Genomic DNA, 23,890 nt, shown 5'->3' on the forward strand with positions numbered 1-23,890 from the left:
CATCTATATTCTACTGTGACAGTATGACACAAAAGACCGATTACCCCATCGGGCTGTCGCGGTTTGCAACAAAATTTTAAGTTTAAGTTAGGTGTTGTTCAACTTTTGCCACTAATTCATTTGTCCAATGGTGGACAAGTTCAGCATTTGCGGCCTCTACCATAACTCTAATTACGGGTTCTGTTCCCGAAGCCCGAACTAAGATTCTACCATGATCACCCATTGCGACTTCAGCTTTAGCGATCGCTTGTTGGACAGGTTGACAACTTTCCCATCCTAACCGTCGTTCCCGATCTAATACTCGCACATTCCGTAAAACTTGCGGATAGGTTTGGAAACTTTGATCTACCATTTCTCCCAAGGAGAGATTAGCCTCTTTCACCACCGCTGCAATATGCAAGGCTGTTAATAACCCATCTCCAGTCATGGCATAATGACTACACAGGATATGTCCTGACTGTTCTCCGCCCAACATTCCCCCAGTTTTTCGCATTTCCGCTTGCACATATTGATCACCGACAGCGGTGCGAATTAATTTACCACCTATTTGTTCCCAAGCCCGTTCAAAGCCTAAATTAGCCATCACAGTAGAAACTATCAGATTATCTGGGAGTTGTTGTTTTTGTTGTAAATGGCGACCCCAAAGGTAAAGAATGTAATCACCATTAACGGTTCTGCCCGTATTATCCACAGCTAAAACCCGATCTGCATCGCCATCAAAAGCAAAACCCATATCGGCTTGATGTTCTATGACTGCGGCTTGGAGAATATCTAAATGTGTAGAACCGCAATTGACATTAATGCGATCGCCATCTGCCTGATTATGTAAACAAATGACCTCCGCACCCATTTCTGTAAATACCGCAGGTGCTAAACCTACAGCCGCACCCCAAGCTAAATCTAAAACAATCTTCATGCCTTGGAGAGTCAGTCCAGATGCCAAAGGTGTTTGGATAGACTGGCTATATGTTTTGATTAACTCAGGGCGGGAATAATGTCTACCACAATGATTTATTCTCACATCTGGGGATAATTGACCTCGTAATCCCGCCTCAATTTCGCTTTGTAGGGCTTTAGATAACTTACCACCCTGGGCATCAAAGATTTTAATTCCGTTGTCTTCTGGAGGATTGTGGCTGGCGGAAATCATGATTCCCCCAATGGCATCGGTGATGCTGGCCAGATAGGCTACACAAGGTGTAGGACATAATCCCAAATACCACACTTCCAAACCAGCCGCAGTTAAACCGGCGCTCAAAGCCATTGCTAACATATCACTGGAATTTCGGGAATCTTGTCCCAGAATAATTGGACCGGGAACAGTGGCATAATTACGGAGGACAACTCCCGCCCAAAAACCCACTTGTAAAGCCAAAGGCGCATTCAGTAAGTCTCCCACCTTGCTACGAATGCCATCTGTACCAAATAAAGTATTAATTGGCAGTGGTATGGAATTAAACACCCCACTATTCTCAATTTCGGAAATACAGCCTTGATTTCGAGCCATTGATGAAACCATAAATTTAAAAACTCCACACAATCACACAGGAGAATAGCACTTTCTTCCATTATTCTTGACGCTAATAAAACGCCAAAGGAACTCATTGCTTAATTATTTTTAATATAAATTCTCATCAAATAGTTCTAATCTTACATTTTAATGGGGTTTTTTCACCATTACGGACAAAAAACTCCCACAGTTAATTTTTTTACAGTTGAGAATTTTAATATGAACAGCAATTTAGCAAACAAACTACGTGTAGGTACAAAAAAAGCACATACTATGGCAGAAAACGTGGGTTTTGTCAAGTGTTTTTTAAAGGGAGTTGTGGAGAAAAACTCTTACCGCAAGTTGGTTGCTAACTTTTACTTCATTTACTCCGCTATGGAAGAGGAAATGGAAAAACACAAGCATCACCCAATTTTAAGCAAAATTTACTTTCCTGAACTGAACCGCAAGCATACCTTAGAGCAAGACCTTCATTACTACTATGGTTACAATTGGCGAGAGCAAATCAAATTATCTGCTGCGGGTGCGGAGTATGTAAACCGGATTCGGGAAATTTCCGCCACTGAACCAGAATTATTAATTGCTCATTCCTATACCCGTTATCTAGGTGATTTATCAGGGGGACAAATCCTCAAAGGTATTGCCCAAACAGCAATGAAGCTGGGTGAAGGTGAAGGAACTGCTTTTTATGAGTTTGCAGATATTACCGATGAAAAGGCATTTAAAGCTAAGTATCGAGCCAATTTAGATGCTATGCCTATTGATGATTCTACAGGCGATCGCATTACTGAAGAAGCAAATGCCGCTTTTGGTGTGAACATGAAAATGTTCCAAGAGTTGGAAGGTAATCTAATTAAAGCGATCGGCATCATGGTTTATAATGCCATGACCCGCAAACGGACAAAAGGTAGCACTGAATTGGTAACTGCGGAATAATGTTAGGAGGAGTCGGGCGTAAAACTAGCTTGGTGTCTGACTTTGAATCTATATTCAATACCTGATTAATCCGCAATTTGCCGTAAGTTGAGAAATATTAACTTTTCTCATAATATTTAGGGGTGATATCCTTGTGATTGTTTTTGTGTAGATGAAAGCAACCAGAAGGAAGTTGCCCCTAAATTTTAAGAAATCCTGACATTCCCAAAACCTATACCGTTACATTATACTATTTAGGCATTGCTGAATAAAGCTAAAACCGTTTATTAATAAGGATTTTACGGATTTTATCACAAAAAAATGCAAGGTTTTGGCTGATGGTGTCTCAAAATAGGTGCATTTTTCTTTGTCGGATTTGGAAAATTAAGGATATCCAGATAGCTGAAACTATTCTCTATTCCCTGTTCCCTGTTCCCTGCTATAGAACAATTATGTTTTTATATTTATCTAAAATCATCCCCCTATTTTTTTACCCGTTAGGATTGGCAAGTGTAAGTTTAATAGCAGCTTTAATCACCTTACGAAAACATCCCCGCATTGCGACTATCGCTATTTCCTTATCCTTAGCGCTGTTGCTAGTTTGTAGCAATACCTGGGTCGCCAAATCCTTAGTCCGCAGTTTAGAATGGCAAAACACCCCCACTGCACAAATCCCCAACGCCGAAGCCATTGTCGTCTTAGGAGGTGCAACTAGATCACCAACTTGGCCCAGGGTAATGGCAGATTTAAACGAAGCAGGCGATCGCGTAATTTATGCAGCCCAACTCTATTTTCAGAAAAAAGCCCCTATAATTATCCTCAGTGGCGGTCGCATTGATTGGCGCGGTAGTGGTTCTCCAGAATCAGCAGATATGGCAACTATTCTCACATCTATTGGTGTTCCGGCTGAAGCAATTATTCAAGAACCCGATTCCCTCAATACCCATGAGAACGCTGTCAATGTTCGGAAAATCCTCGAAGCTCGTCAAATCAAAAAAGTACTATTAATCACTTCAGCCATACATACACCCCGATCCTTGAAAATTTTTCAACGTCAAGGTATTAATGTCATTCCCGCACCCACGGATTTTCTAGTTAGTCAAGGTGAACTTCAAGAACTTACCAACACTCCTAAAGCCGCAATTCTTAATTTATTACCTGATGCCGATAATTTAGATCAATTCACAAGTGCATTAAAAGAATATATTGGTACTTTTATTTATAGCCTGCGAGGTTGGCTATAGGAGTCAGGAGAAAGAAGAAAAAGGTATTTGCAAAGATGAATATCCCTGAATATTAACTCAAAAATCAGAATTAACATAGAATTTTCGGCGTTGGAGAATTGAGGTAAGAAAGTCAAAAATTCCATCTCTCAAACTCTTACTCTCTGCGCCTTTGCGTCTCTGCGTGAAAAAACATCCATCCTTTACACCCAGACCACCATGACACATGACCACCATCATCATCACAGTCACACCCCAGCAACATTTAGTCGGGCTTTTGCTATTGGGACAGCACTGAATATAGGATTTGTTATCGTTGAAGCTACTTATGGCTACCTAGCACATTCCCTGGCTTTGTTTGCTGATGCGGGTCATAACCTGAGTGATGTATTGGGACTTCTCCTGGCGTGGGGTGCAAGTTCCCTTGCCCGTCGTCCTCCCAGTCACCGCTATACCTATGGACTGCGTGCCTCCTCAATTCTAGCAGCTTTAGCCAATGCCGTAGTTTTACTTTTATCTATGGGGGCGATCGCTTGGGAAGCCATTCGTCGTTTTCATGATTCCGCACCAGTATCAGGAGGCACAATTATTGGTGTTGCCCTAGTTGGTATTATCATTAATACTGCTACTGCACTTATGTTTATGTCAGGACGTAAAAGCGACTTAAACATTCGGGGCGCATTTTTACACATGGCTGCTGATGCCCTGGTATCATTGGGAGTTGTGGTAGCCGGAATTGTGATTTTATTCACCCATTGGCTATGGCTTGACCCATTAGTTAGCTTAGTGCTTGTGGGAGTCGTCGTGGTCGGCACGTGGCATTTACTCAGAGACTCTGTAAATTTAGCACTTGATGGCGTACCAGCAGGAATTGAACCCCGTGCCGTGAAAAATTACTTAATTGAATGTCCTGGAGTGGCGAAAATCCACGATCTTCATATCTGGGCTATGAGTACAACCGAAACCGCACTCACAGTTCATTTAGTCATGCCAGGAGGTTATCCTGGTGATGCTTTCTTATGGGAAGTTTCCCAGGAACTCGAACACCATTTCGGGATCAAACACTCTACTATTCAGATAGAAACAGGGGATTCAGCTTATCCCTGCGCCTTAGAACCAGATCACGTTGTGTGACCTGAGTTCGACATAAGATAATTTGTGGAAAACTGCCCCAAGTATGAGTCTCAAACCCTGATGATCTCCTTGAAAAAATCATAACTGCGTTCGCGTAGCGTCTCCGAAGGAGAAACTCCTAACACCGAACTCAGGTTGTGTGACATACTCCACACACTCCCTTATGCCTTGCGCGAACAGATGAGTGTGGGCTTCTCAGTGACTCCTCACAGTTTCAACTATCTGGATATCCTCAATTTTCTCAATCCAACCCAGGAAAATGCACCAATTTTGAGACTCCATTTGCCAAAATCTGGTACTTTCTTGTGATAAAAATCAGCGAAACCTTTATTAATAAACGGTTTTAGCTTTATATGGCTAACGCCACGCTACGCTATCAGCAAGCCCTAAATAAATATTGTTTTTTTTGCAAAAAAATGTTATATTTATTTACATAAGATAACAAAGCTTAGTAAATCCTAATGGGGGTGCTAAACATGACTAATGCAACAAAAACATCTACTGCACCTGTAGCAGTTGATCGTAACGGCTGGCGCTGGGGTTTCACACCCGAAGCAGAAATCTGGAATGGCCGTTTAGCAATGATCGGTTTTTTAGCGGCAGCTTTGATTGAACTATTTTCCGGTCAAGGTTTTCTCCACTTCTGGGGAATTCTGTAATTTTTCCATAACATAATTTTTGATTAATCAAAAGCCTGGTAGTTGATAATAACTGCCAGGTTGTTTACTTTAAAATATACAGCATAGTCTCCTCCTCGCTTGTGAAGAGGGAGTTGGGTGTGGGGTTCTTCTAACTATTATCAAAAAAATTAATCTGATGAATAATCAAATTTTGAAAGAGAAATTACAAGCAACAATCAAGAGAAATCAAGCTAAAAGTGATGGTTCTCCCATTACTAATTTAAAGCTTGATCAAACTTTAGTCGCAGAAATTGAACAATTAACAGCCGAATTAGAAAGTCTCAATCCTCACCCGCAACCTCTCATTTATGCTACAGCTTTATTAGAAGGTGCTTGGCAATTACAATACTCTACAGCCAGAGAAATCCGTTCTTTAGATTCTCTACCATTGGGATTACAAATAGGTAAAGTTTATCAAGTAATTAATATTGCTGATAAACTATTTTTTAATATAGCGCAAGTGCAACATCCGCTGAAAATCATATCAGGATATGTGAAAGTAACAGCTAGTTTTCAACCTGCTTTAGATCCATCAGGGTTAGCAGATAAACGTATCAATGTTGATTTTGATAAACGTTACTTAGCCATTGAAAAAATTTTAGGTATTCACACCCCTAAATTAAATCCATTTAAAGTTGTAGCAGCTAATAATCCTCAAGGGAGAATTGCGACTCTTGATATTACCTACTTAGATGAAACTTTAAGAATTGGTCGTGGAGGAGATGAAAGTTTATTCATTCTCCATAAAGTTAATGATTTAGCTAACTTGGATTTCACAAGGATATAGCTGCGGTTTTTCCCTTACGGGGTATTTCTACCCCATTTAGGTAGGTTTTTTTGGAATTACTTATGGTATTAATTTTCTGATTACTGCGTTGATTATCTACACCTTCAACTTGTTTTTTAGCATTATTGATAATCTCAGCAATATCATTCATGTACGCATCTTGATCACCCGTTGATGATTGACAATAACCACCACATAAAGTTTCTGCTTGTTCGGGATTTATCTCTTCCAGAAGCAACCTGATATCAATCTGATTAATATCGGTATTGATGATTTTATTCATGGTTTTAATGAATTATAAGTACAACTAAACCCCATGCTGACAAAAATCCTCCTAATTCTCATCTACCTATTGGCTAACTTTTTATATACGAATAGACAAACTACTGGATGACTCCGTTCGCATTTTTCTAGTTTCTTCCAATATCTTATCTATATCTTCTTGAGATAGACGTTGAATATAGTTAATTTTAACCTCTTCTAAAAAGTCATTTAGTAAACTTTGAATTTCTACTAAAACTTGTTTTTGCTGGATTTCTGAACTAAATGAAGCTGTGAATTTTTCTATTAGCTGAGTAGAAAGTTTTGCCGCGACAGGATCTTTGATAGTGCTGGATAAAGCAGCATAGATATTATTCGTGATTTGCGTGGCTAGTTGTTCACTAATTTGTGTTTGAGCTTTACCTAATCCTGGTAACAGGAGGATGTTACTATATCCTGGTAATTGTTGACAAGCGATCGCTATGCTGTGGCATAAAATTGCATTTACTTCTGGTTGAATTTTTGGTAATACCTGATTAACCAGAGTTTTAATTAACAATCCAGAAATTGCTTCCACTTCATTGATATTATTAATATCTATATAAGAACGCAGATGATCTGATTCTAATAGCCAACGGGTAATTTCACCTCGTCTAATTGAACCTTGAACCTGGTTAATTACTTGGACTACGACAATTTCTGTAATTTCTTCTGCAAAATTAGCAAGAATACCTTGATGAATTTGCCGTCTAACTACATAAAAATCAATTAACTTTGCTTGATCAAGTCTGATGGTAACTGGGATGATTCGTAAATATCGCCAAATTGGTATTAGTAATAATATATCATACCAACGCCAAAGAATTGCTTCTAACCAACTTAAATGGCTATATCTACGTTTTATTAAGAAAGTACGCCCTAGTAATTCTATGGCAAATAGAACTATAAATGGTAAATCAATTATCCAAAATTTATCTAAAAATTCCCCATTTTCATCAATTTTTCGATAATAGTTTTTGGCAATCCCAGGGCGAATTTTTTGGTTAAAAAAAGCTATTTCCTGATTCCAACCATTTTTAGATAAATATTCCTGACTCCAAAAGGTGTTAAATGCAGATTTAGCAGATTCTTGTCCGATATGTTCTCGCATCCGGGTTTTAATTTTTTCCAGAGTTCCACTTTTTCCTGCACTTGCAAATGGATTCGTTTCAATCATTTCTTTGCTGAGAAGACGAATAGTTTCTAACTTAGCTTTGACTTGCGAGGAAATTAAGCCTGTTTGAGTTACCTGTTCTTCTAATTCAGCTACTATTTCTAGGTATTTTTTCGTATCACGATGGGGTTCAATACCTTTAATAGGATCGTATAGTTGAGTTAGTCCATTAACTTGACGGAAGTAAAAATCCCGCCAAGGTACATAACTTAAATCAAAGAAAACCAATACCAAATTAACAGTGGCTGTAATTGCCATTACTCTTTCAAACCATAGGTTTTTGTGTTGGGAAATTTTTAATTTACTCATGATTTATAGTTATAGTAAATTGCGGGTTTACGAAATACAGTAGCATCAGCTTGAAAACCAGTGTCATGAATGTTATAGCAGAAATCAGGAGTCAGAAGTTAGGAGTCTTCTACTATTAGGCCTTGGTGAACTGGGGTATGAAAGTCGAAAATTCCATTTCTCAAACTCTTACTCTCTGCGCCTGGAGCGCCTCTGCGTGTTCGCGCAGCGTGCCGTGGCATAATAAAATCATACTTTTACTCAGCAACACCCAAAATTATTACCCTTCAGTGCATAATTACTTAGTGATACAATCAATGTCGTCAAGACTCTATTATATCTATATAGATCAGTGTAGTAAGTATTTTTATTCAGTGCGGAGATATTAGGCAGATGGCGAAAACTAATTTTTGTTATATTTAGGGCTGACGCATTGACAAAGTTTTTTAAATATGTTAAGGAAATTTTATCTCCTGTAGGGTGCGTCAGACCCAATAATTTGGTAAAAAACAGATATCCTCTATCTGACGCACCCTACTCAATAAGTTATTACCAAAGCCGAAAACGACACAATTTCCCTTATTTATATGATGGTTGCGTAAGTCCTAATATTCATTAATAATCAATTAGAGTCGAATTAATCAGAATTAATAACTAATTGTTAAGCCATAGGTTAAAAAACTTCAGAATTACCTGCTAGTGTCTTAGTATCAAGGATTTAATCCCAAGGAGTTTTTATGATGTGGTGTAGTTTAAACAAGTCTAGAGTAACTATAGCTTTAACCTGCATTGTAGCAGCAAGTGTTGTGTCCTCAGATATGACTTTTGCCGCTCGTCAACGCAACTATAAGCCCGATGAATTCCGATCCGTATTACGTGGATTGGGTTATAACGTTAAGGTTACAAAAGATCCTCTGACTGATGAGGAAACTAAAAAGGCTATCACTCAATTTCAAACAGGCTACAAGTTAAAGGTGGATGGGAAAGCAGGTCCCCAAACCCAAGATCAAGCTGCTATGATTGTGCAAATTTTGCAAGCTAATTTGAATACTGTACTTAAACCAAAAACTCTACTCCCTCGTGATCAATTCTACAGTCCCCAGTTAGAAGAGTTGGTAAAGGAATACCAGAAAAAACATCAACTCTCAGAAACTGGGATTGCTGATTTACAACTTCGCCAAAAAATAAATGAAGAAGTTAAAACTATCATTACCAAACCAGTAACTAAACCCGAACCAACAGCTAAACCAACAGTTACACCAACAGCTACACCAACAGTTAAACCAACGGCTACAGCTACACCAACGGCTACACCTACACCTACACCGTAAAAGTAAAGTCAAGAATTAGAAATCGGTAGAAAATGACAGGCACAATAGCCTGTCAGATATTTACTCAAAATCAAATAAAACTCACCTTTTCAGCTTTAAAGCTTCCGCTGCTGATATTCCCTCACCTTGAGTACCGAAATACCATAAAGCTGAACTAGCTTCAGCACGAGTTACAGGTTTTTTGGGTTGAAATAAGGTTGTATAGCCAAAAACTCGGCGAATATTTGATTGTTCAGCGTTCTGGAAATCAGCCAAAACTGCTTTTAATGCTTTCGGTTCAATGTTACCTGCATCTTGAAATCCCCAAGTTTGTTTCACGGCTTCTAAATTGGCAGCGGGTAAGGCTTGGCGAGTATCTAAAGGAACTTTCCAGAGGATTAATTGTTCTCGTGTCAAGGGTGCGTCAGGACGAAATAAAACCGCTGTGGCATCTCCAGATAAAGCACTGGGAATTAAACCAGCTTCGGCTAATCCTTGAATGACGGGGAAATCGGGATCTTTGGTTAAGATATCCCTAAAAGCTGGTTGAGTGCTGGAGGATGCTAACCGAATTTGTTTAGCGGGATTGTTAGCATACATGGCATTATTAGCTGCAACTAGCCAGCGAGCATATTCTCGACGGGTAATAATTTTATCAGGGAGAAATTCGTTGGTTTTCGGTTCAATGGATAAAACACCTAATGTAGCTAAGTCTTGAATGTGCGATAGCGAAGCGCTGCTGCCAGCAGTTCGCCATTCTGGAGGTGCTTTTTGAATATCAGTAAATTCCTGAGTTGTTAAGGTTTCCGGTTGGGTGGTTGGCTGTAGGGTTGGCTGGGTGACTACGTTAGTATTATCAGTTTTAGGTAATACTGGACCGATAAATTCTGGATTATCTGAAGGGGTAACTGGGTTAGTAGACGTAATTTGAGAATTAGATGAATATTCAATTAATAATTTAGTGGCTGTTTGCGGTTGATTGGGTTCAGCTTTGGTGACGGTTTGTGGTTTAATTGTCACATTGATGAGTAAATCATTGCGTTTGGCGGAAAAAGTCCCATCTACATCATCTTGAGGCTGTTGGACAATTTGCCAGTTTTTAGCCTGAAATTGCTGGCGGTAAAAGCCGGTGATTATATTACTAGGATCTGCACTTTGCCAACGAATTGATATTTTATTTTCCGAATTAGCTGGTGTAACTTCCTCTAGTTTGGCGTTGGGGTAAATGGGAATATCTGCGGGAAAATCAGCCGGTAATTTAATTGTTGATGTGTTGGGGTTTGGTGTTGTTTGCTGACTCTGAGGTTTGCCAAGGGGAACAGGATTATTTTGCAACTGAGGGTCAGCCGCTAATGATTGTTCTAGGTTTTTGGCAGATGGACTGTTGGTACAGGCTGTTAAGGATAGTAAAACAGCAAAACTCAGGAATACAGCAGGGTAGTTACGGGAAAACACAAAGAAATCACAAATTGATTTTCATCTTCTACATTAGCATTTTTGGGGGTGGGTAGTCAGCCAGGGAATAAATTCCCTGTCTTAAAGTTAAAGTAGTCAGCCAGGGAATAAATTCCCTGTCTTAAAGTTAAAGTCGGTTAAAACCGACTGTTTTTGGTTTATTTTTTCTCTCACTGGCAGAAGGGATGGGTTTTTAGCCTAAACCTTTACACATCTATGTGTTTCATATATCCTAGTTATCAACCCAAGTTGCTAGTCATCTAGTAGGTTGTCAAATTCATTTTGACGGGTAATGATCGGAAAAAACTTCTATTCTTCCCTACCTCCCCTACCTCCCCTACCTGCCTTCACCCGTCATTTTCTGGTTGACAGACTACTAGTTAAGGCTGGTAATTGGTGATAAAATCTCAGTCTTAATCCTGTTCATGCTTAAATCCTGTAAATCCTGATAGCGAAGCGTGGCGTTAGCCATTTTTGACAATTTCCCTAACTAGCAACTTACGTTATTAGACATCTCTATAAATTAAATGTGCATATCCTAGAAGTTTTTTAGAGACTTTTTATGTAACATCTCTACTATTATCCATTGATTATAAAACCATGACTTTCCAAAATTATTAATATCAATTTGGTGGTAGTCTTCCTCCCAATGCACCCACCTACGTCACACGCAAAGCTGATGAGGATTTATATCAAGCTGTGAAAGCGGGAGAGTTTTGTTTTGTGTTGAACTCTCGACAAATGGGTAAATCAAGTTTGCGAGTTCGCACCATGCAAAGATTACAGCTTGAAGAAATTGCTTGTGTGGCTATTGATTTAACTGCTATTGGCACATCAGGGCTAAATTCTGAACAATGGTATAATGGCATTATTAATCATATTTCTGAAAGTTTAAAGTTAGAGAATAAATTTGATTTAGATGTTTTATGGGAAGAAAATAAACGACTTTCTAACGTACAGGTTTTTGGTAAGTTTATTGATCAAGTATTAAAATTAGTTTCTACACAAATAGTAATTTTTATTGATGAAATTGATAGTATCCTCAGTTTAGATTTTCCTGTTGATGATTTCTTTGCTTTAATTCGTGCCTTTTTTAATCTCAGAGTTGATAATTCTGAATATAACCGCATTACCTTTGTATTGTTGGGAGTTGCTACACCATCAGAATTAATTCAAGATAAAAAGCGGACTCCTTTTAATATTGGTAAAGGGATTGAATTAACAGGTTTTGAATTTACTGAAGCTTTACCTTTAATAACCGGATTTTCTCACCAAACTAAAAATCCTGAAATTGTACTCAATGCGGTTTTAGATTGGACGGGAGGACAGCCATTTTTAACCCAGAAAGTTTGTAATTTTATTTGTGAATCTAAAGATGAAATTCCCACCGGAGAAGAAGCTAGTTTTGTAGAGAATTTAGTTAAAAATAAAGTAATTGAAAATTGGGAATCTCAAGATGAACCGGAACATTTTAGAACCATTCGGGATAGAATCTTAAAAAGAGATGAAAATAAGGCAGCGTATTTATTAGATTTATATCAACAAATTTGGCATTCACAAGGAATTGATACTGATAATAGTATTGAACAAAGTGATTTACAGTTAGCGGGAATTGTTGTTAAAAAGAATGGTAAATTAAAAGTTTATAATCAGATTTATCAGACGATTTTTGATGGTTTATGGATTGAAAAAACTTTAGCTAGTTTACGTCCTTATGCAGAGAATTTTCGACAGTGGTTGTTATCAGCAAAACAGGATAAATCTCGCTTATTGCGAGGAGAAGCTTTAGCAGAAGCAGAAACTTGGGTAAAAGATAAAAGTTTAGGTTTTGAAGATAGAGAGTTTTTAGCAGCTAGTCGTACCCAAGAACAAGAAGAAAAAGCGATAAAAATTGAAGCAGAAGCTAAACGGGAAGCAGAAAGAAAATTAGAGATAGTCAGACAAGAAATTACTAAAATTAGAGAGTTAGCAGCCGTTGCTTCTCAACTTCAACAAAAAAACTACGCAAATCCAGCTAATCAATTTTTGAATATTGCAGGTTTAGTTTTACAAGAAAAAATTGAAAATCATGAACTTAAAGAAGCTTTATTAGATAGTTCTTTAGTTTTAGGATATGAATATTTAGAGATAGAAGAAAAATATAGCAAAGCTAAAGTAGATTTTACTAAAAGTTTTGCAAAATTATCACCAGAAAATAAAACTTATAGTGATGATTCTAGCTACTTAGCTATCTTAGTATATATTTATTATGTAAAAGGTAAATTAGAAAAAGAATCAAATAAAGCCTTAGATAATTACAAGATAGCTTTTGAGAAATTTAATCTTTTAAAATCTTGTTTTATATCTAATTTTGATCTATTTACATTAGACCTCAATATTCTCTACAATGGCAATGTTGATATTGTAGCTTCACTTTATCGTCAACTTAATGATTTAGATAGTTCAAATGCAGAATATCATGAATCATTCAAAGTACATTTATTAAATGAATTAGATTACTTAATGCAGCAAAATAGATGGAAGGATGCAGATCAAAAAAATACGACGTTTATTCTGGTTTCAGCAAAAAAAGAAAAACAAGGTTATTTAGAATTAAATGATATTAAAAACTTTAACTGCAAGGATTTAAAAGCAGTAGATGAATTATGGGTAAAAAACTCAAAAGGAAAATTCGGTTTTAGCGTCCAAAAAAGGATATATCTGGACACAGGTAATTCTTTAGATTTTGACTGGGAAAAGAAAAGATTTACAAAATGGAGCAATGAAGGGTATAATAGTTTTGCGGAAAGGGTAGGATGGAAGAAGAAGTATGGCTGGATAACATCTCGTGAATTACCCTTACCCTTGGAATGGGGAGATTTAGATTTAGATGAGGATTTGAAAGAGTGTGGGGGAAATTGGGGAGATGATGAAGATTATGAGATTAGCGTTAAGCGTGGTATGTTACCTTTGGAGATTTACGTCTTATGGGGGGGGTATTGGGGCAAATACAGGAAACGAGATACTCCTCTATTCTTGCAGAGACTTGTAGATTGTAGCAGATAAGGCTTTCTTAGAATTTAGAATTTGGAATTTAGAATTTAGAATTTGGAATTTAGAAATTAGGAAAAACCATTATTAAATATTAAATTTTTCTTTTTTGCTACCAATCATTAACAAATTACCAGTAAATTGTTTAGATTAAATATCATTAAAAATGGCCAATAAAGATATAAAAGAAAGAACTCTAAACTTTAGCATAAGAATAGTTAATCTTTGTAAGTTTCTGAGAGAAAATGGTGGAACAGGATATGATTTAAGTAAACAATTAATACGCTCTGGAACAAGTATTGGTGCTAATGTTGAAGAAGCACAAAATGCAGAAAGTAAAGCTGATTTTATTCATAAAATGAGTATTTCTTTGAAGGAGGCTAGAGAAACAAATTATTGGTTAAAAATCCTAATCGCCACCGAGAAACAACTAGAACCAAGATTACTTCATTTACTAAATGAATCTAATGAATTGATTTCTATTCTTCATGCAATCATTAAAAATAGTAAGGCTAAAAATTAATTCTTCATTCTAAATTCTTCATTCTAAATTCTAAATTTTGTGTTTTCTGGTGTTCAGTTAGTCGAGAGTGTTGAATTTTTTCTACTAAGATTTGATATTCTTCCTGAGAAAGTGAAAGGATAATTTGAGTGAGAGAGTCAAGAAGTCGTGTATTGATTGTAGTAATGGGTTGGTTCATAAGGCAATAATAACCTGATTATCTCCATACTATACTATAAAACCTATAGCAGTAGAACGTCAGAAATATACCCCTTAATTTTCGCAATCGCAGATAAATAATATGTAATACTAAATTAGTGGAAGACTATTGTTAAGTTGATGGACGAGAAAATATGTACACAGCAGTAATTAAATATTCTGGTGATTGGTGGTTAGGTTGGATTGAAGAAATTCCTGGTATAAATTGTCAAGAAGCAACAAGAGAAGAATTATTAGAAAGTTTACGAATTACACTTTTAGAAGCATTAGAATTTAACCGTCAAGATGCACTAGAAGCTGCGGGTAATGATTATGTTGAGGAAGCTATCACAATATGAAACGTGGTGATTTATTACGCCATTTACAAGAGCATGGGTGTGAGTTTATACGTGAGGGTTCTCGACACTCTTGGTGGTGGAATCCTGAAAAAAATAGGAGGTCAGCTATTCCTCGACATCAAGAAATTGATGATATTCTAGCGAAAAAGATTTGTAAAGATTTAGGCGTACCTTTTACTAGGTAAAATTTGCCTATCAACTATTTGAACCTAGCTTAGTTTAGTAATGATGGTAAATACAATGTTGGGTTTTGTTTGTTGTATACCAAAAGTAAGATATAATTTATCACTGATAAACTAATTCTCCCTCTAATATGGTTTTCAACTTTCTTGGTAAATTTTTAGGTAAAACCCCACAACCCAAACCCACACAAATCACAGGTTTAATCAAAATCTCAGGATGTGAAAATCCTAAACGCTGTGGTGATATAATTTTTGTTCACGGTTTAGGTGGTCACGCCAGGTCAACTTGGCACCCTCAAGAATTAGCAAATGATGATAACTTCTGGTTAACATGGCTGGCACAAGAAAGACCAGATTTAGGAATTTGGTCTTTTGGTTATAATGCTGCACCCTTTGAATGGAAAGGTGCAACAATGCCACTTTTTGATCGTGCTAGTAATTTATTAGAATATTTGGCAGTTAATGATATTGGCAAATATCCAATTATATTTATCACTCATAGTATGGGTGGTTTATTAGTCAAAGAAATGCTGCGAAATGCTCAAACTTTTAACAAAACAGCAGTTATTCAACAAACTAAAGGTATTGTATTTTTATCCACTCCTCATACTGGTTCTCATTTAGCTAATTTAATTAATAATATTGGTACTCTGGCACGAACTACTGTTAGTGTTGATGAACTGAAATCCCATCTTCCTCAATTACGTCAACTCAATGAATGGTATCGGCAAAATGTTGACGCAATGGCAATTACTACAAAAGTTTATTATGAAACAAAACCGACTAAAATAGTTTTAGTTGTAGATCCAGATAGTGCTAATCCAGGCATTAAAGATGTGCAACCTACCGCAACAGATGATGATCATATTTCTATCACTAAGCCAAAATCATCAGATAATTTAGTTTATAAAGGTGTGAGTCGGTTTATTGAAGAACAGTTGTTAAATATTCCTAAACCACCAGAAAATCAATCACCTCATATTTCTTCTTTTTATATTCAACGTCCAGAAATTGAAAATAACTGTTATCAAAATATTGTACAACCAGGGGCATTAATACGCATTAAATCTCCGCGCAAAATGGGTAAGACATATTTGATGAGTCGCATTTTTGATTATGTTAAACAAAAAGGATATCGGACAGTTTCTATTAATTTATGGAGTCAGGAAAATCTCAATGATCTGAATAATTTTTTACAGAGTTTTTGTACGATTCTGAGTTTGGAATTAGGACTAGAGGAACAAATAGATCAATATTGGAATAAACGTTTAAGTAGTCAAACAAACTGCACTAATTATTTAAAAAAATATATTTTACCAGTTATTGATAGCCCTTTAGTATTAGGTTTAGATAATATTGATGAAATCTTTCCTTATGCTGAAATTACTCAACAATTTTCGGCTTTATTAAGAGCTTGGCACGAAAAGGCGAAAACTGAAGAAATTTGGCAAAATTTACGGTTAGTAATTGCCTATTCTCAAGAAGTTGATATTTCTATAAATCTTAATCAATCTCCTTTTAATGTGGGTTTGTCTGTGGAAATCGGGGAATTTAACACTACACAAATAAAGGAATTAGTTGAAAAATATGGTTTAAATTTTTCCGATTCAGAAATAACCCAAGTGAGAGACATGATTGATGGTCATCCTTATTTGTTAACAACTGCACTTGGTGAAATTGCTAAGGGTAATTTCACTTTATCAAATTTTCTGGAAATTGCTCCTACTAATGAAAGTCCTTATGGCAAGTTTTTAAATTTCTATGTTTCTGAATTAGCAGAAGATAAGTTGTTAAAAGCGGCAATGCAGCAAGTAATTAATAGTGATATTCCTATTAAAATAGATTCTACTCAAGCTTTAAAATTACGCAGTTTGGGTTTAATTAAATTTAAAGGAAATGATGTGCAATGTCTTTGTAATTTATATCGTTTTTATTTTCAAGAACGTATATAGCAGTTGTCGCGCTTGATGCAATACAACTGTAGGGTGCGTCAGATATCAATAATTTGTTTATTTGCAGGATTTATGCGGTCTGACGCACCCTACCAATATGCCAGTTACGTAAATCATAATACAGTCTAAATTTATACTTTTATTGGTTAATAGAATATTGATTGGTAACGCCAATAGTGGCGGTTATGGGTGTTGAGGAATTGATAGAAAGTTTTCGCCCATGGTTTGAAGTGGTAAGCTGGGAATAAGGCAACTCTGCGGCTGTTTGTAAGAATTGATGGATGGCTTAGGGATGATTTAATGCTTCTATTGGGGAAGCGATCGCAAGTTGCATCGGTGTTACATAATTAGCTAGAGGTTGGTATGCACTTGAATGAGTTACAGAATATATGGCAAAAGCCTACATTAAGGGACTCTTGACTTCTACTAGGGCTATTTTTTGGGTTCTGTAAATAATTGCTAAAGGAGGTGACCATAGGTTCAACAATTCCTGACTAGAAGCCTAGTAACTGTAAAAGTAAGAGCAAATGGCAGCAAAATTCCGAAAAAAATCCGCTTTCACCCAAAAATATAGATCGGATTGCAGTAGGAAAAATCTAAAATAGATATTAAATTAGAAAAACAACGGCCATTAAGCAACGTCAGTTCATTTCACCGTCTGTAAAGCGTCCCCAGGTTGTTACCAGTGCTGAAACAAGATGTCATGCAAGTTTCCCAGGATCAGCCTATTTATTCTGAGGCTCCACTCCAACTACTGCTGTTTATTGATGGGCGACCTCAGTCCCGTCAACAAGTACAGCGAATTCGTGCTTACTTAAAAGAATTAGAGGCTGGGTATAGTTTTGAACTCCAAATTATTGATGTTGGCGAACAACCCTATTTAGCGGAACATTTTAAGTTAGTAGCAACTCCTGCTTTGGTTAAAATTCATCCCGAACCTCAACAAACTATTGCTGGTACTAATATTATTCCGCAATTAAAAATCTGCTGGCCGCGTTGGCAAGCTGCTGTCACCACTTTTTTGAAATCACAGGAAGATTCCCAAGAATGTTTGGATGAGAAGAGTCAGGTGATTGCGCCTAAGTCTACCATTCATTCTGTTGCTACCTCGGCGGAGGCCATTCAACTAGGGGATGAAATTTTTCGTCTGAAGCAGGAAAAGGAGAGACTGCAAGAACAGCTACTGTTTAAAGACCGAGTGATTGCCATTTTAGCCCATGATCTTCGCAATCCTCTGACGGCGGCGGCGATCGCTATTGAAACTCTTCAATCTAATTACAATCCAGATACGGGGGAATTTCCACGCCTCAAACCAGGACTGGCTATACATTTATTAAAACAAGCCCGGACACAAACACGGATCATTGATCGGATGATTGCGGATTTGTTACAGGTCGGGCGAGGTGACGATATAGAATTGCCCATTGTACCACAAAGGTTGCAATTGGGGGAATTGTGTTTACAAGTATTAGAGGAATTGAGCGATCGCTACACAGCTAAATCCCAAACGGTAGAAACAGATATTCCCCAAGATTTACCCTATGTATATGCTGATCCTGAACGCATTCGGCAAGTCCTAGTTAATCTTTTAGATAACGCCATCAAATATACGCCTGTTGGTGGTATTATCACTGTAGCCGGATTACATCGGACTACCCAAAAAGTTCAATTTAGTGTTGGTGACACAGGACCGGGGATTCCCGAAGAAAACCGCGATCGCATTTTTGAGAATCTTTTCCGTCTCCAGCGCGATCGAGGCACGGATGGATATGGAATTGGTCTTTGTTTATGTCAACGCATTATCCGCGCCCATTACGGTCAAATTTGGGTAGATTCATCTCCCCACGGTGGTGCATGGTTTCATTTTACAATGCCAGTATATCCATCGTGAATTAGGGAACAGGGAACAGGGAACAGGGAACAGGTTACAGGGAACAGGGAACAGGGAACAGGTTACAGGGAACAGGGAACAGGTTACAGGGAACAGGGAACAGGTTACAGGTTACAGGTTACAGGTTACAGGTTACAGGTTACAGGTTACAGGTTACAGGTTACAGGTTACAGGTTACAGGTTACAGGTTACAGGTTACAGGTTACAGGTTACAGGTTACAGGGAACAGGTTACAGGTTACAGGGAACAGGTTACAGGTTACAGGTTACAGGTTACAGGTTACAGGTTACAGGGAACAGGTTACAGGGAACAGGATAAGAAATTATTACCAATTACCAATTACCAATTACCAATTACCAATTACCAAGTATCAAAAATGCCAAATCAATTAATGTATCAACAGGATGATTTTGTTGTTTTAGAGACAAATCAACCAGAACAATTTCTCACCGTAGCTGAATTACTACTCAAGCTGGAAACAACCCTATTGCAAATCTCACAGGAGGATTTACCACTGGATTTGCAAAAATTTAATTCAATCAGCCAACAAGCACAATATTTACTGGATACTAGTTGTAATTTAGATTTAGGTCCAGGAAAATATTTACAATGGTATGCAGTCAGGTTGGAAAAATAAAACCCACAATATTCTTCCCAGGACGATGCCATAATATACTCAATATGATCGGCAAATGCTATATCCCTACTCCCTATCCCTGATCTAAAAAATATTCTGACTCCTGAATTCTTGTCTTTATCTATGTTCGGTTTCAAAAGTTATGCTCTCAGACTGATATGCAGGTGGTTCAACATGAATGAGAATCCTCACAGGATGAAAACGTTGTTCTAGTTGTTTTTCGACTTCTTCCGTGATGTTGTGGGCTGTCTCTACATCTGGTGCATCTACAATGAGGTGCATTTCTATAAAAACTTGACGACCAATGACACCACGAGAAGCGATATCATGACAGTTGAGGACACCGGGGACGGAAACGGCGATCGCATGAATAGTTTCGGGGGCGATCGCCATTTGATCTACCAACCAAGGTAAATTTTCGGTTAACACTGACCAACCACTCCAAAACACCAGTAAAGCCACCGGGAAAGCTAGTAATACATCTAACAATTGATAACCCAGCCACACACCAATTAAACCACCAATAACCGAAATTGTCACCCAAACATCGCTCATAGTATGGGTAGCATCAGCAATTAGAATCGAACTACCTACCCTTTTTCCCACATTCCGTTCATAAAAAGCGACAAAAATATTTACTCCTAAAACAATTAATAATAACCACAATTCTGGAGGTGATATTCTCACAGGTTCACCACCTTTAAGAATCCTTTCCACTGTACCTTGGACAATTTCAAAACAGGCTATTCCTAAAAATGCAGCAATACCTAAAGCGCCCACAGCTTCAAATTTATTATGTCCGTAAGGGTGCTCCCGATCTGGTAATGGTGAAGAAAACTTAATCGCCACTAGTCCTAAGATATTATTGGCACTATCCGTCACACTATGTAAGGCATCAGCCAGTAAGCTTAAAGAACCTGTCCAATTGCCCACTAGAGCTTTTAACCCCATCACGAATATGTTTAGCAATAGTGTAATAATTAGAACTCTTCTAACTTCAGTGCGGTTATCGTAAGTCATATATTTATAATTGTGATTTGTGAAAAAAAGGAATAGAGAATGTGTTTTCTTTAACTCTTACTGTACAGCAATAAGTATTTGTTGCTAAGAATAAATATATAGAAAATAGGTCAAAACTTGCTAATTAAGAATTTATCTCTTTATTGCCCAAAAAGATCCCCGAATTCTTAAAGAATTCGGGGATCTGGATATATCTGGATATTGGATATTATAAATATTATAGAGAGCATATTCCGGTAATATAGATAATTACGAATTATTGTTAATAAGTAGCTTATGTCTTCTGTACCTCTCACACTGAATCTAGTAGAAGGTTCTGTTTCCGTCAGTTTTTCACCCCAAGCAGCACAGGAATTAAAAGCAGCAATAGATGAATTAATGAAAAGCCTCAAAGCTGTTGCTAATAAAACTCCAGGAACAGGTAAAGTCAGTCCCCAACCCTCGTTAGAGTATCGTTACACTGGGGATGTATTTATAGAACTATTCTGCAATCCTAATATCTGGCCGACTCCCTTTGCAGCTAAAGTTTTGTTAACAATTCGCAATCTAGGGATTCGGTTAACGACAGAAGCGGAACTTACCCGTGTGATTGAGGATCTTAATCAGTATTTAGAGCAGTTTTAAATTAACGTCTAAACTATGATTTTTGTGATTTTGATGATTTTTATGATCAATCCCTCATCTTCATCAAAATAATTCTAAAAATCATAGTTCAGACTTTTTTCTCATCTTCATCAAAATAATCCTGAAAATCATAGTTTGGACAATTATGATCAAGAGACTGAAAAAGGGACTTTGCAATTTATTGATGACATAAGCTGTTACGCAGCTAAATTTGATAACCATAATTTACTTGAACTTTGTGGTGCGGGCATCTTGCCCGCTAGAATTATACGAACTAAATGCACAACAGCTTAATTCAAGGCAAAATTCAAGTCAAAGCACATCCAGAAAAAAAGATTCACGCGAAAGTTTATATTTTACGTCCTGAACCATTTAATCAACATACACCTGCTACAGCAATAACTGGTTCTTCTAATCTAACAGAAGCAGGTTTGGGTGGGGGAAATTTTTATAATTATATTAATAAGTTATTAGATAAAGGTTGGAGTCAGCAAGAAATTGAAAAAGACATTGAAAGACTAAGCGAAGAAAATCCTAAAAATCAAACTTTCAAAAGTACGGATTTTCAGCCTAGTTTTATGGAAAGTTTAGATGAAGTTAAACTTTTTAGCGGAACTTATCAAGAAGAACAGGACGAAAGATTGAAATTTCTGTACTTTTTACGCAACTTTAGAAAAAAACATAAAGCTTGGTTTGATAAAATAACAAAAATGCCCTTAAAATCAAGAGTAGGAAGAAATTCTACCACGATTAAAAAACCTGATTTGCAAAATGGCACAGTTGCATTTTTAAAGACAGACAAAAAGTTTGAATTTTATTGGATAGATAGTCATAACCAACCCAAAGAAATTACACCTTTAGCAGCATTTAAAATATTTGAAGCTGAGGAAAATGAAAAAAATGGCGAATTAATTCCTAATCATCATGATCATGTGAATAAAGCTATTGAATATTTTGAAAATCTTGAACATAAGTTGGTACAATCACAAATAGATCCAGAAGCGTTAGGAGGGGTAGCGCAAAATGCTAAGAAGTTCCTGTTTTAAATTATCAATCATCCCAAAATTACGGAAAACCAAAAGGGAAATATTAAGAAAATTATCATTTTGATTGATATAGGAAAATACACTAATTTACCTGCTGATGTTGACAAGTTGCAAAGGAAAAAGTTAAAATTAGATACTGCTATTTTAGAAATTGATAGAATTGCCCAAAAATATAGTGTAGATTCATCCAATTTCCAAAAAGGAGACAAAAGAAAAGTTGAGACACCAGTATTAATTATTTCTGAATCTTTTATGTAAAACAATATTTATTGTAGGTTGGGTTGAGGAACGAAACCCAACACACTGAATCTTTTATGTAAAACAATATTTATTGTAGATTGGTTGAGGAACGAAACCCAACACACCCTATTATCCTTCCTGGTTGGGTTTCACTTCGTTCTACCCAACCTACAAAGATTCAATCAATATTTTTTTCCATCATTAAAAAAAGTTCAGGGATTTTATTATGAAAAAACAACAAATTCAGGACCTATTTAATCAACGTTACAATCAAGCTAAATGGAAGCAATTTTTAGGACAAGCATTTGCTAATGTTCAGTTATTATCAACTCCTGAAAATTTGACAGGTATTGATGATCATGTTGCTACTAATGCTCAAAAATTAGGCTATATATTTCTGAATGAAGATGGTATTGATAGACAAATTGCCGTTTATGAAGTTACACTTGCACAGGGGATTATTTTAGAACGGAATCGCGTAGGATTAAGAAATTTATTGCGTAAATATTGGAAAAATATTGATGCTGCTTTGATTGTTTATCATCATCCTCAAGATACAAATTGGCGGTTTACTTATGTTTCTGAATTAACAGGTTATGATGCAGAGGGCGAATTTATTCAAATTAAAACCGAACCTAAACGCTATACTTATATATTAGGTGAGGGTGAAAGTATTAGAACTGTGGTAGAACGGTTTGAACGGATTATTAATAAAGGTAATAAAGTTAGTTTAGATGATGTCAAAGAAGTGTTTCCTGTAGAGAAACTTTCTAAAACATTTTTTGAGAAATATAAAGAACATTATAATAATTTCTGTGAATATATCATTTCCCATCCTGGTATTTCTCAAACTGTCTTTCATGGTGATGACAAAGCTATTCGTGATTTTAGTAAAAAGTTATTAGGAAGAATTGTATTTTTATATTTTATTCAGAAAAAAGGCTGGTTGGGTGTACCAGAAAATGAAGATTGGGGAAAAGGTGATCATCATTTTTTAACTAATCAGTTTACAAGTTTTACTGATAAAGAACTTTTTTATCAAGATTTTTTATCTGTGCTGTTTTTTGATACTTTAAATACAAAACGCGCTAATGATTTATTTATTAAAAATCCATCTTATAAAATACCCTATTTGAATGGTGGTTTATTTGAGGAAGATCATCCAAATCATCGGAATTTAATTTTTCCTGATCATTTATTTGCAAATCTCTTTAACTTTTTTGATCAGTATAATTTTACTATTTATGAAGATGATCCTCTTGATCATACCATAGCTGTTGACCCGGAAATGTTGGGACATATTTTTGAGAATTTACTAGAAGATAATAAAGATAAAGGTGCATATTACACTCCGAAAGAAATTGTCCATTATATGTGTCAGGAAAGTTTGATTGAATATCTAAATACCTATTGTCTAAACTGTGATTTTTCTG

At 36.6% G+C, this 23,890-nt stretch carries 22 protein-coding genes and 1 pseudogene; 17 read left to right on the forward strand and 6 right to left on the reverse strand.

The genetic code is table 11. The features are described from left to right. Positions 1–82 precede the first annotated feature (82 nt). Positions 83–1,519 carry a phosphoglucosamine mutase gene (gene glmM, locus IQ226_RS12690; protein ID WP_193895875.1) on the reverse strand — a complete coding sequence of 479 codons (1,437 nt, stop codon included), beginning with the start codon at positions 1,517–1,519 and terminating at the stop codon, positions 83–85. A 210-nt stretch (positions 1,520–1,729) separates the two neighbouring features. Between glmM and IQ226_RS12695 the strand changes: the two genes are divergently transcribed. The 5 genes from IQ226_RS12695 (at position 1,730) to IQ226_RS12715 (ending at position 6,249) form a co-directional block, all read left to right on the forward strand. Further along, a complete protein-coding gene (locus IQ226_RS12695; protein WP_193895877.1) occupies positions 1,730–2,446 on the forward strand; it encodes a heme oxygenase (biliverdin-producing) in 717 nt (238 codons plus the stop codon). 431 nt (positions 2,447–2,877) lie between these two features. After that, a complete protein-coding gene (locus IQ226_RS12700) occupies positions 2,878–3,669 on the forward strand; it encodes a YdcF family protein (protein ID WP_193895879.1) in 792 nt (263 codons plus the stop codon). A 198-nt stretch (positions 3,670–3,867) separates the two neighbouring features. Next, a complete protein-coding gene (locus IQ226_RS12705) occupies positions 3,868–4,782 on the forward strand; it encodes a cation diffusion facilitator family transporter (protein ID WP_193895881.1) in 915 nt (304 codons plus the stop codon). A 476-nt stretch (positions 4,783–5,258) separates the two neighbouring features. Beyond that, the gene (locus tag IQ226_RS12710) at positions 5,259–5,441 is read left to right on the forward strand and encodes a chlorophyll a/b-binding protein (RefSeq protein WP_193895883.1); all 183 of its coding nucleotides are present in this window, start codon (positions 5,259–5,261) and stop codon (positions 5,439–5,441) included. Between the two features lie 157 nt (positions 5,442–5,598). Continuing rightward, the gene (locus IQ226_RS12715) at positions 5,599–6,249 is read left to right on the forward strand and encodes a PAP/fibrillin family protein (protein WP_193895885.1); all 651 of its coding nucleotides are present in this window, start codon (positions 5,599–5,601) and stop codon (positions 6,247–6,249) included. Here the strand turns inward: IQ226_RS12715 and IQ226_RS12720 are convergent. Continuing rightward, positions 6,236–6,532, reverse strand: coding sequence for a hypothetical protein (locus IQ226_RS12720; RefSeq protein ID WP_193895887.1), 297 nt, complete (start codon positions 6,530–6,532; stop codon positions 6,236–6,238). The genes IQ226_RS12715 and IQ226_RS12720 overlap by 14 nt on opposite strands. An 81-nt stretch (positions 6,533–6,613) precedes the next feature. Next, positions 6,614–8,032: a hypothetical protein gene (locus IQ226_RS12725; protein ID WP_193895889.1), complete on the reverse strand. Its 1,419-nt coding sequence runs from the start codon at positions 8,030–8,032 to the stop codon at positions 6,614–6,616. A 719-nt stretch (positions 8,033–8,751) separates the two neighbouring features. Between IQ226_RS12725 and IQ226_RS12730 the strand changes: the two genes are divergently transcribed. After that, positions 8,752–9,342, forward strand: coding sequence for a peptidoglycan-binding protein (locus tag IQ226_RS12730; RefSeq protein WP_193895921.1), 591 nt, complete (start codon positions 8,752–8,754; stop codon positions 9,340–9,342). An 81-nt stretch (positions 9,343–9,423) separates the two neighbouring features. On the opposite strand, the gene IQ226_RS12735 is transcribed toward IQ226_RS12730, so the two are convergent. Next, a complete protein-coding gene (locus IQ226_RS12735) occupies positions 9,424–10,776 on the reverse strand; it encodes an S-layer homology domain-containing protein (RefSeq protein ID WP_193895890.1) in 1,353 nt (450 codons plus the stop codon). A gap of 645 nt (positions 10,777–11,421) precedes the next feature. Here IQ226_RS12735 and IQ226_RS25110 point away from each other — a divergent pair. The 3 genes and pseudogenes from IQ226_RS25110 to IQ226_RS12745 all read left to right on the forward strand — a co-directional run. After that, positions 11,422–12,435, forward strand: a pseudogene (locus IQ226_RS25110) (AAA-like domain-containing protein); the annotation flags it as partial. 366 nt (positions 12,436–12,801) lie between these two features. Beyond that, positions 12,802–13,821: a GUN4 domain-containing protein gene (locus tag IQ226_RS25115; protein WP_228039403.1), complete on the forward strand. Its 1,020-nt coding sequence runs from the start codon at positions 12,802–12,804 to the stop codon at positions 13,819–13,821. 151 nt (positions 13,822–13,972) lie between these two features. Further along, the gene (locus IQ226_RS12745) at positions 13,973–14,329 is read left to right on the forward strand and encodes a four helix bundle protein (RefSeq protein ID WP_096666426.1); all 357 of its coding nucleotides are present in this window, start codon (positions 13,973–13,975) and stop codon (positions 14,327–14,329) included. A 4-nt stretch (positions 14,330–14,333) separates the two neighbouring features. On the opposite strand, the gene IQ226_RS12750 is transcribed toward IQ226_RS12745, so the two are convergent. Beyond that, positions 14,334–14,507: a hypothetical protein gene (locus tag IQ226_RS12750; RefSeq protein WP_157749941.1), complete on the reverse strand. Its 174-nt coding sequence runs from the start codon at positions 14,505–14,507 to the stop codon at positions 14,334–14,336. Between the two features lie 154 nt (positions 14,508–14,661). On the opposite strand from IQ226_RS12750, the gene IQ226_RS12755 reads away from it, so the two are divergent. From IQ226_RS12755 to IQ226_RS12775, 5 genes are all read left to right on the forward strand, one after another. Next, complete coding sequence (locus IQ226_RS12755) at positions 14,662–14,865, forward strand: type II toxin-antitoxin system HicB family antitoxin (RefSeq protein WP_028090673.1); 204 nt, start codon at positions 14,662–14,664, stop codon at positions 14,863–14,865. Next, positions 14,862–15,050: a type II toxin-antitoxin system HicA family toxin gene (locus IQ226_RS12760; protein WP_028090672.1), complete on the forward strand. Its 189-nt coding sequence runs from the start codon at positions 14,862–14,864 to the stop codon at positions 15,048–15,050. Before IQ226_RS12755 ends, IQ226_RS12760 begins: the two co-directional genes overlap by 4 nt. Positions 15,051–15,178: 128 nt before the next feature. Continuing rightward, positions 15,179–16,999, forward strand: a complete 1,821-nt coding sequence (locus IQ226_RS12765) for an AAA-like domain-containing protein (RefSeq protein ID WP_193895892.1) — start codon at positions 15,179–15,181, stop codon at positions 16,997–16,999. A gap of 685 nt (positions 17,000–17,684) precedes the next feature. Then, the gene (locus IQ226_RS12770) at positions 17,685–18,890 is read left to right on the forward strand and encodes a histidine kinase (protein ID WP_193895894.1); all 1,206 of its coding nucleotides are present in this window, start codon (positions 17,685–17,687) and stop codon (positions 18,888–18,890) included. A 376-nt stretch (positions 18,891–19,266) separates the two neighbouring features. Further along, positions 19,267–19,527, forward strand: a complete 261-nt coding sequence (locus tag IQ226_RS12775) for a chlororespiratory reduction protein 7 (RefSeq protein WP_053538487.1) — start codon at positions 19,267–19,269, stop codon at positions 19,525–19,527. Positions 19,528–19,644: 117 nt separating this feature from the next. On the opposite strand, the gene IQ226_RS12780 is transcribed toward IQ226_RS12775, so the two are convergent. Continuing rightward, complete coding sequence (locus IQ226_RS12780) at positions 19,645–20,547, reverse strand: cation diffusion facilitator family transporter (RefSeq protein WP_193895896.1); 903 nt, start codon at positions 20,545–20,547, stop codon at positions 19,645–19,647. Between the two features lie 276 nt (positions 20,548–20,823). Between IQ226_RS12780 and IQ226_RS12785 the strand changes: the two genes are divergently transcribed. The 3 genes from IQ226_RS12785 to IQ226_RS12795 all read left to right on the forward strand — a co-directional run bounded on the left by IQ226_RS12785 (position 20,824) and on the right by IQ226_RS12795 (position 22,475). Then, positions 20,824–21,171 (forward strand): hypothetical protein, encoded by a 348-nt coding sequence (locus IQ226_RS12785; protein ID WP_193895898.1) that lies wholly within the window; start codon positions 20,824–20,826, stop codon positions 21,169–21,171. Between the two features lie 278 nt (positions 21,172–21,449). Beyond that, positions 21,450–22,217 (forward strand): hypothetical protein, encoded by a 768-nt coding sequence (locus IQ226_RS12790; protein WP_193895900.1) that lies wholly within the window; start codon positions 21,450–21,452, stop codon positions 22,215–22,217. 60 nt (positions 22,218–22,277) lie between these two features. Next, positions 22,278–22,475, forward strand: coding sequence for a hypothetical protein (locus IQ226_RS12795; protein ID WP_193895902.1), 198 nt, complete (start codon positions 22,278–22,280; stop codon positions 22,473–22,475). Positions 22,476–23,890 lie beyond the last annotated feature (1,415 nt).

Origin of the sequence: Dolichospermum sp. LEGE 00240, from assembly GCF_015207875.1 — a bacterium.
Classification (GTDB): domain Bacteria; phylum Cyanobacteriota; class Cyanobacteriia; order Cyanobacteriales; family Nostocaceae; genus Dolichospermum; species Dolichospermum gracile.

Excerpts from the sequence above, each read along its gene's own strand:
- IQ226_RS12755 (WP_028090673.1), top strand. The coding sequence starts at position 14,662 with ATGTACACAGCAGTAATTAAATATTCTGGTGATTGGTGGTTAGGTTGG.
- IQ226_RS12760 (WP_028090672.1), top strand. The coding sequence starts at position 14,862 with ATGAAACGTGGTGATTTATTACGCCATTTACAAGAGCATGGGTGTGAG.
- IQ226_RS12705 (WP_193895881.1), top strand. The coding sequence starts at position 3,868 with ATGACACATGACCACCATCATCATCACAGTCACACCCCAGCAACATTT.
- IQ226_RS12750 (WP_157749941.1), bottom strand. The coding sequence starts at position 14,507 with ATGAACCAACCCATTACTACAATCAATACACGACTTCTTGACTCTCTC.
- IQ226_RS12695 (WP_193895877.1), top strand. The coding sequence starts at position 1,730 with ATGAACAGCAATTTAGCAAACAAACTACGTGTAGGTACAAAAAAAGCA.
- IQ226_RS12700 (WP_193895879.1), top strand. The coding sequence starts at position 2,878 with ATGTTTTTATATTTATCTAAAATCATCCCCCTATTTTTTTACCCGTTA.
- IQ226_RS12765 (WP_193895892.1), top strand. The coding sequence starts at position 15,179 with ATGGTTTTCAACTTTCTTGGTAAATTTTTAGGTAAAACCCCACAACCC.
- glmM (WP_193895875.1), bottom strand. The coding sequence starts at position 1,519 with ATGGTTTCATCAATGGCTCGAAATCAAGGCTGTATTTCCGAAATTGAG.
- IQ226_RS12720 (WP_193895887.1), bottom strand. The coding sequence starts at position 6,532 with ATGAATAAAATCATCAATACCGATATTAATCAGATTGATATCAGGTTG.
- IQ226_RS12780 (WP_193895896.1), bottom strand. The coding sequence starts at position 20,547 with ATGACTTACGATAACCGCACTGAAGTTAGAAGAGTTCTAATTATTACA.
- IQ226_RS12790 (WP_193895900.1), top strand. The coding sequence starts at position 21,450 with ATGCACAACAGCTTAATTCAAGGCAAAATTCAAGTCAAAGCACATCCA.
- IQ226_RS12775 (WP_053538487.1), top strand. The coding sequence starts at position 19,267 with ATGCCAAATCAATTAATGTATCAACAGGATGATTTTGTTGTTTTAGAG.
- IQ226_RS12715 (WP_193895885.1), top strand. The coding sequence starts at position 5,599 with ATGAATAATCAAATTTTGAAAGAGAAATTACAAGCAACAATCAAGAGA.
- IQ226_RS12730 (WP_193895921.1), top strand. The coding sequence starts at position 8,752 with ATGTGGTGTAGTTTAAACAAGTCTAGAGTAACTATAGCTTTAACCTGC.
- IQ226_RS12710 (WP_193895883.1), top strand. The coding sequence starts at position 5,259 with ATGACTAATGCAACAAAAACATCTACTGCACCTGTAGCAGTTGATCGT.
- IQ226_RS12725 (WP_193895889.1), bottom strand. The coding sequence starts at position 8,032 with ATGAGTAAATTAAAAATTTCCCAACACAAAAACCTATGGTTTGAAAGA.
- IQ226_RS12785 (WP_193895898.1), top strand. The coding sequence starts at position 20,824 with ATGTCTTCTGTACCTCTCACACTGAATCTAGTAGAAGGTTCTGTTTCC.
- IQ226_RS12745 (WP_096666426.1), top strand. The coding sequence starts at position 13,973 with ATGGCCAATAAAGATATAAAAGAAAGAACTCTAAACTTTAGCATAAGA.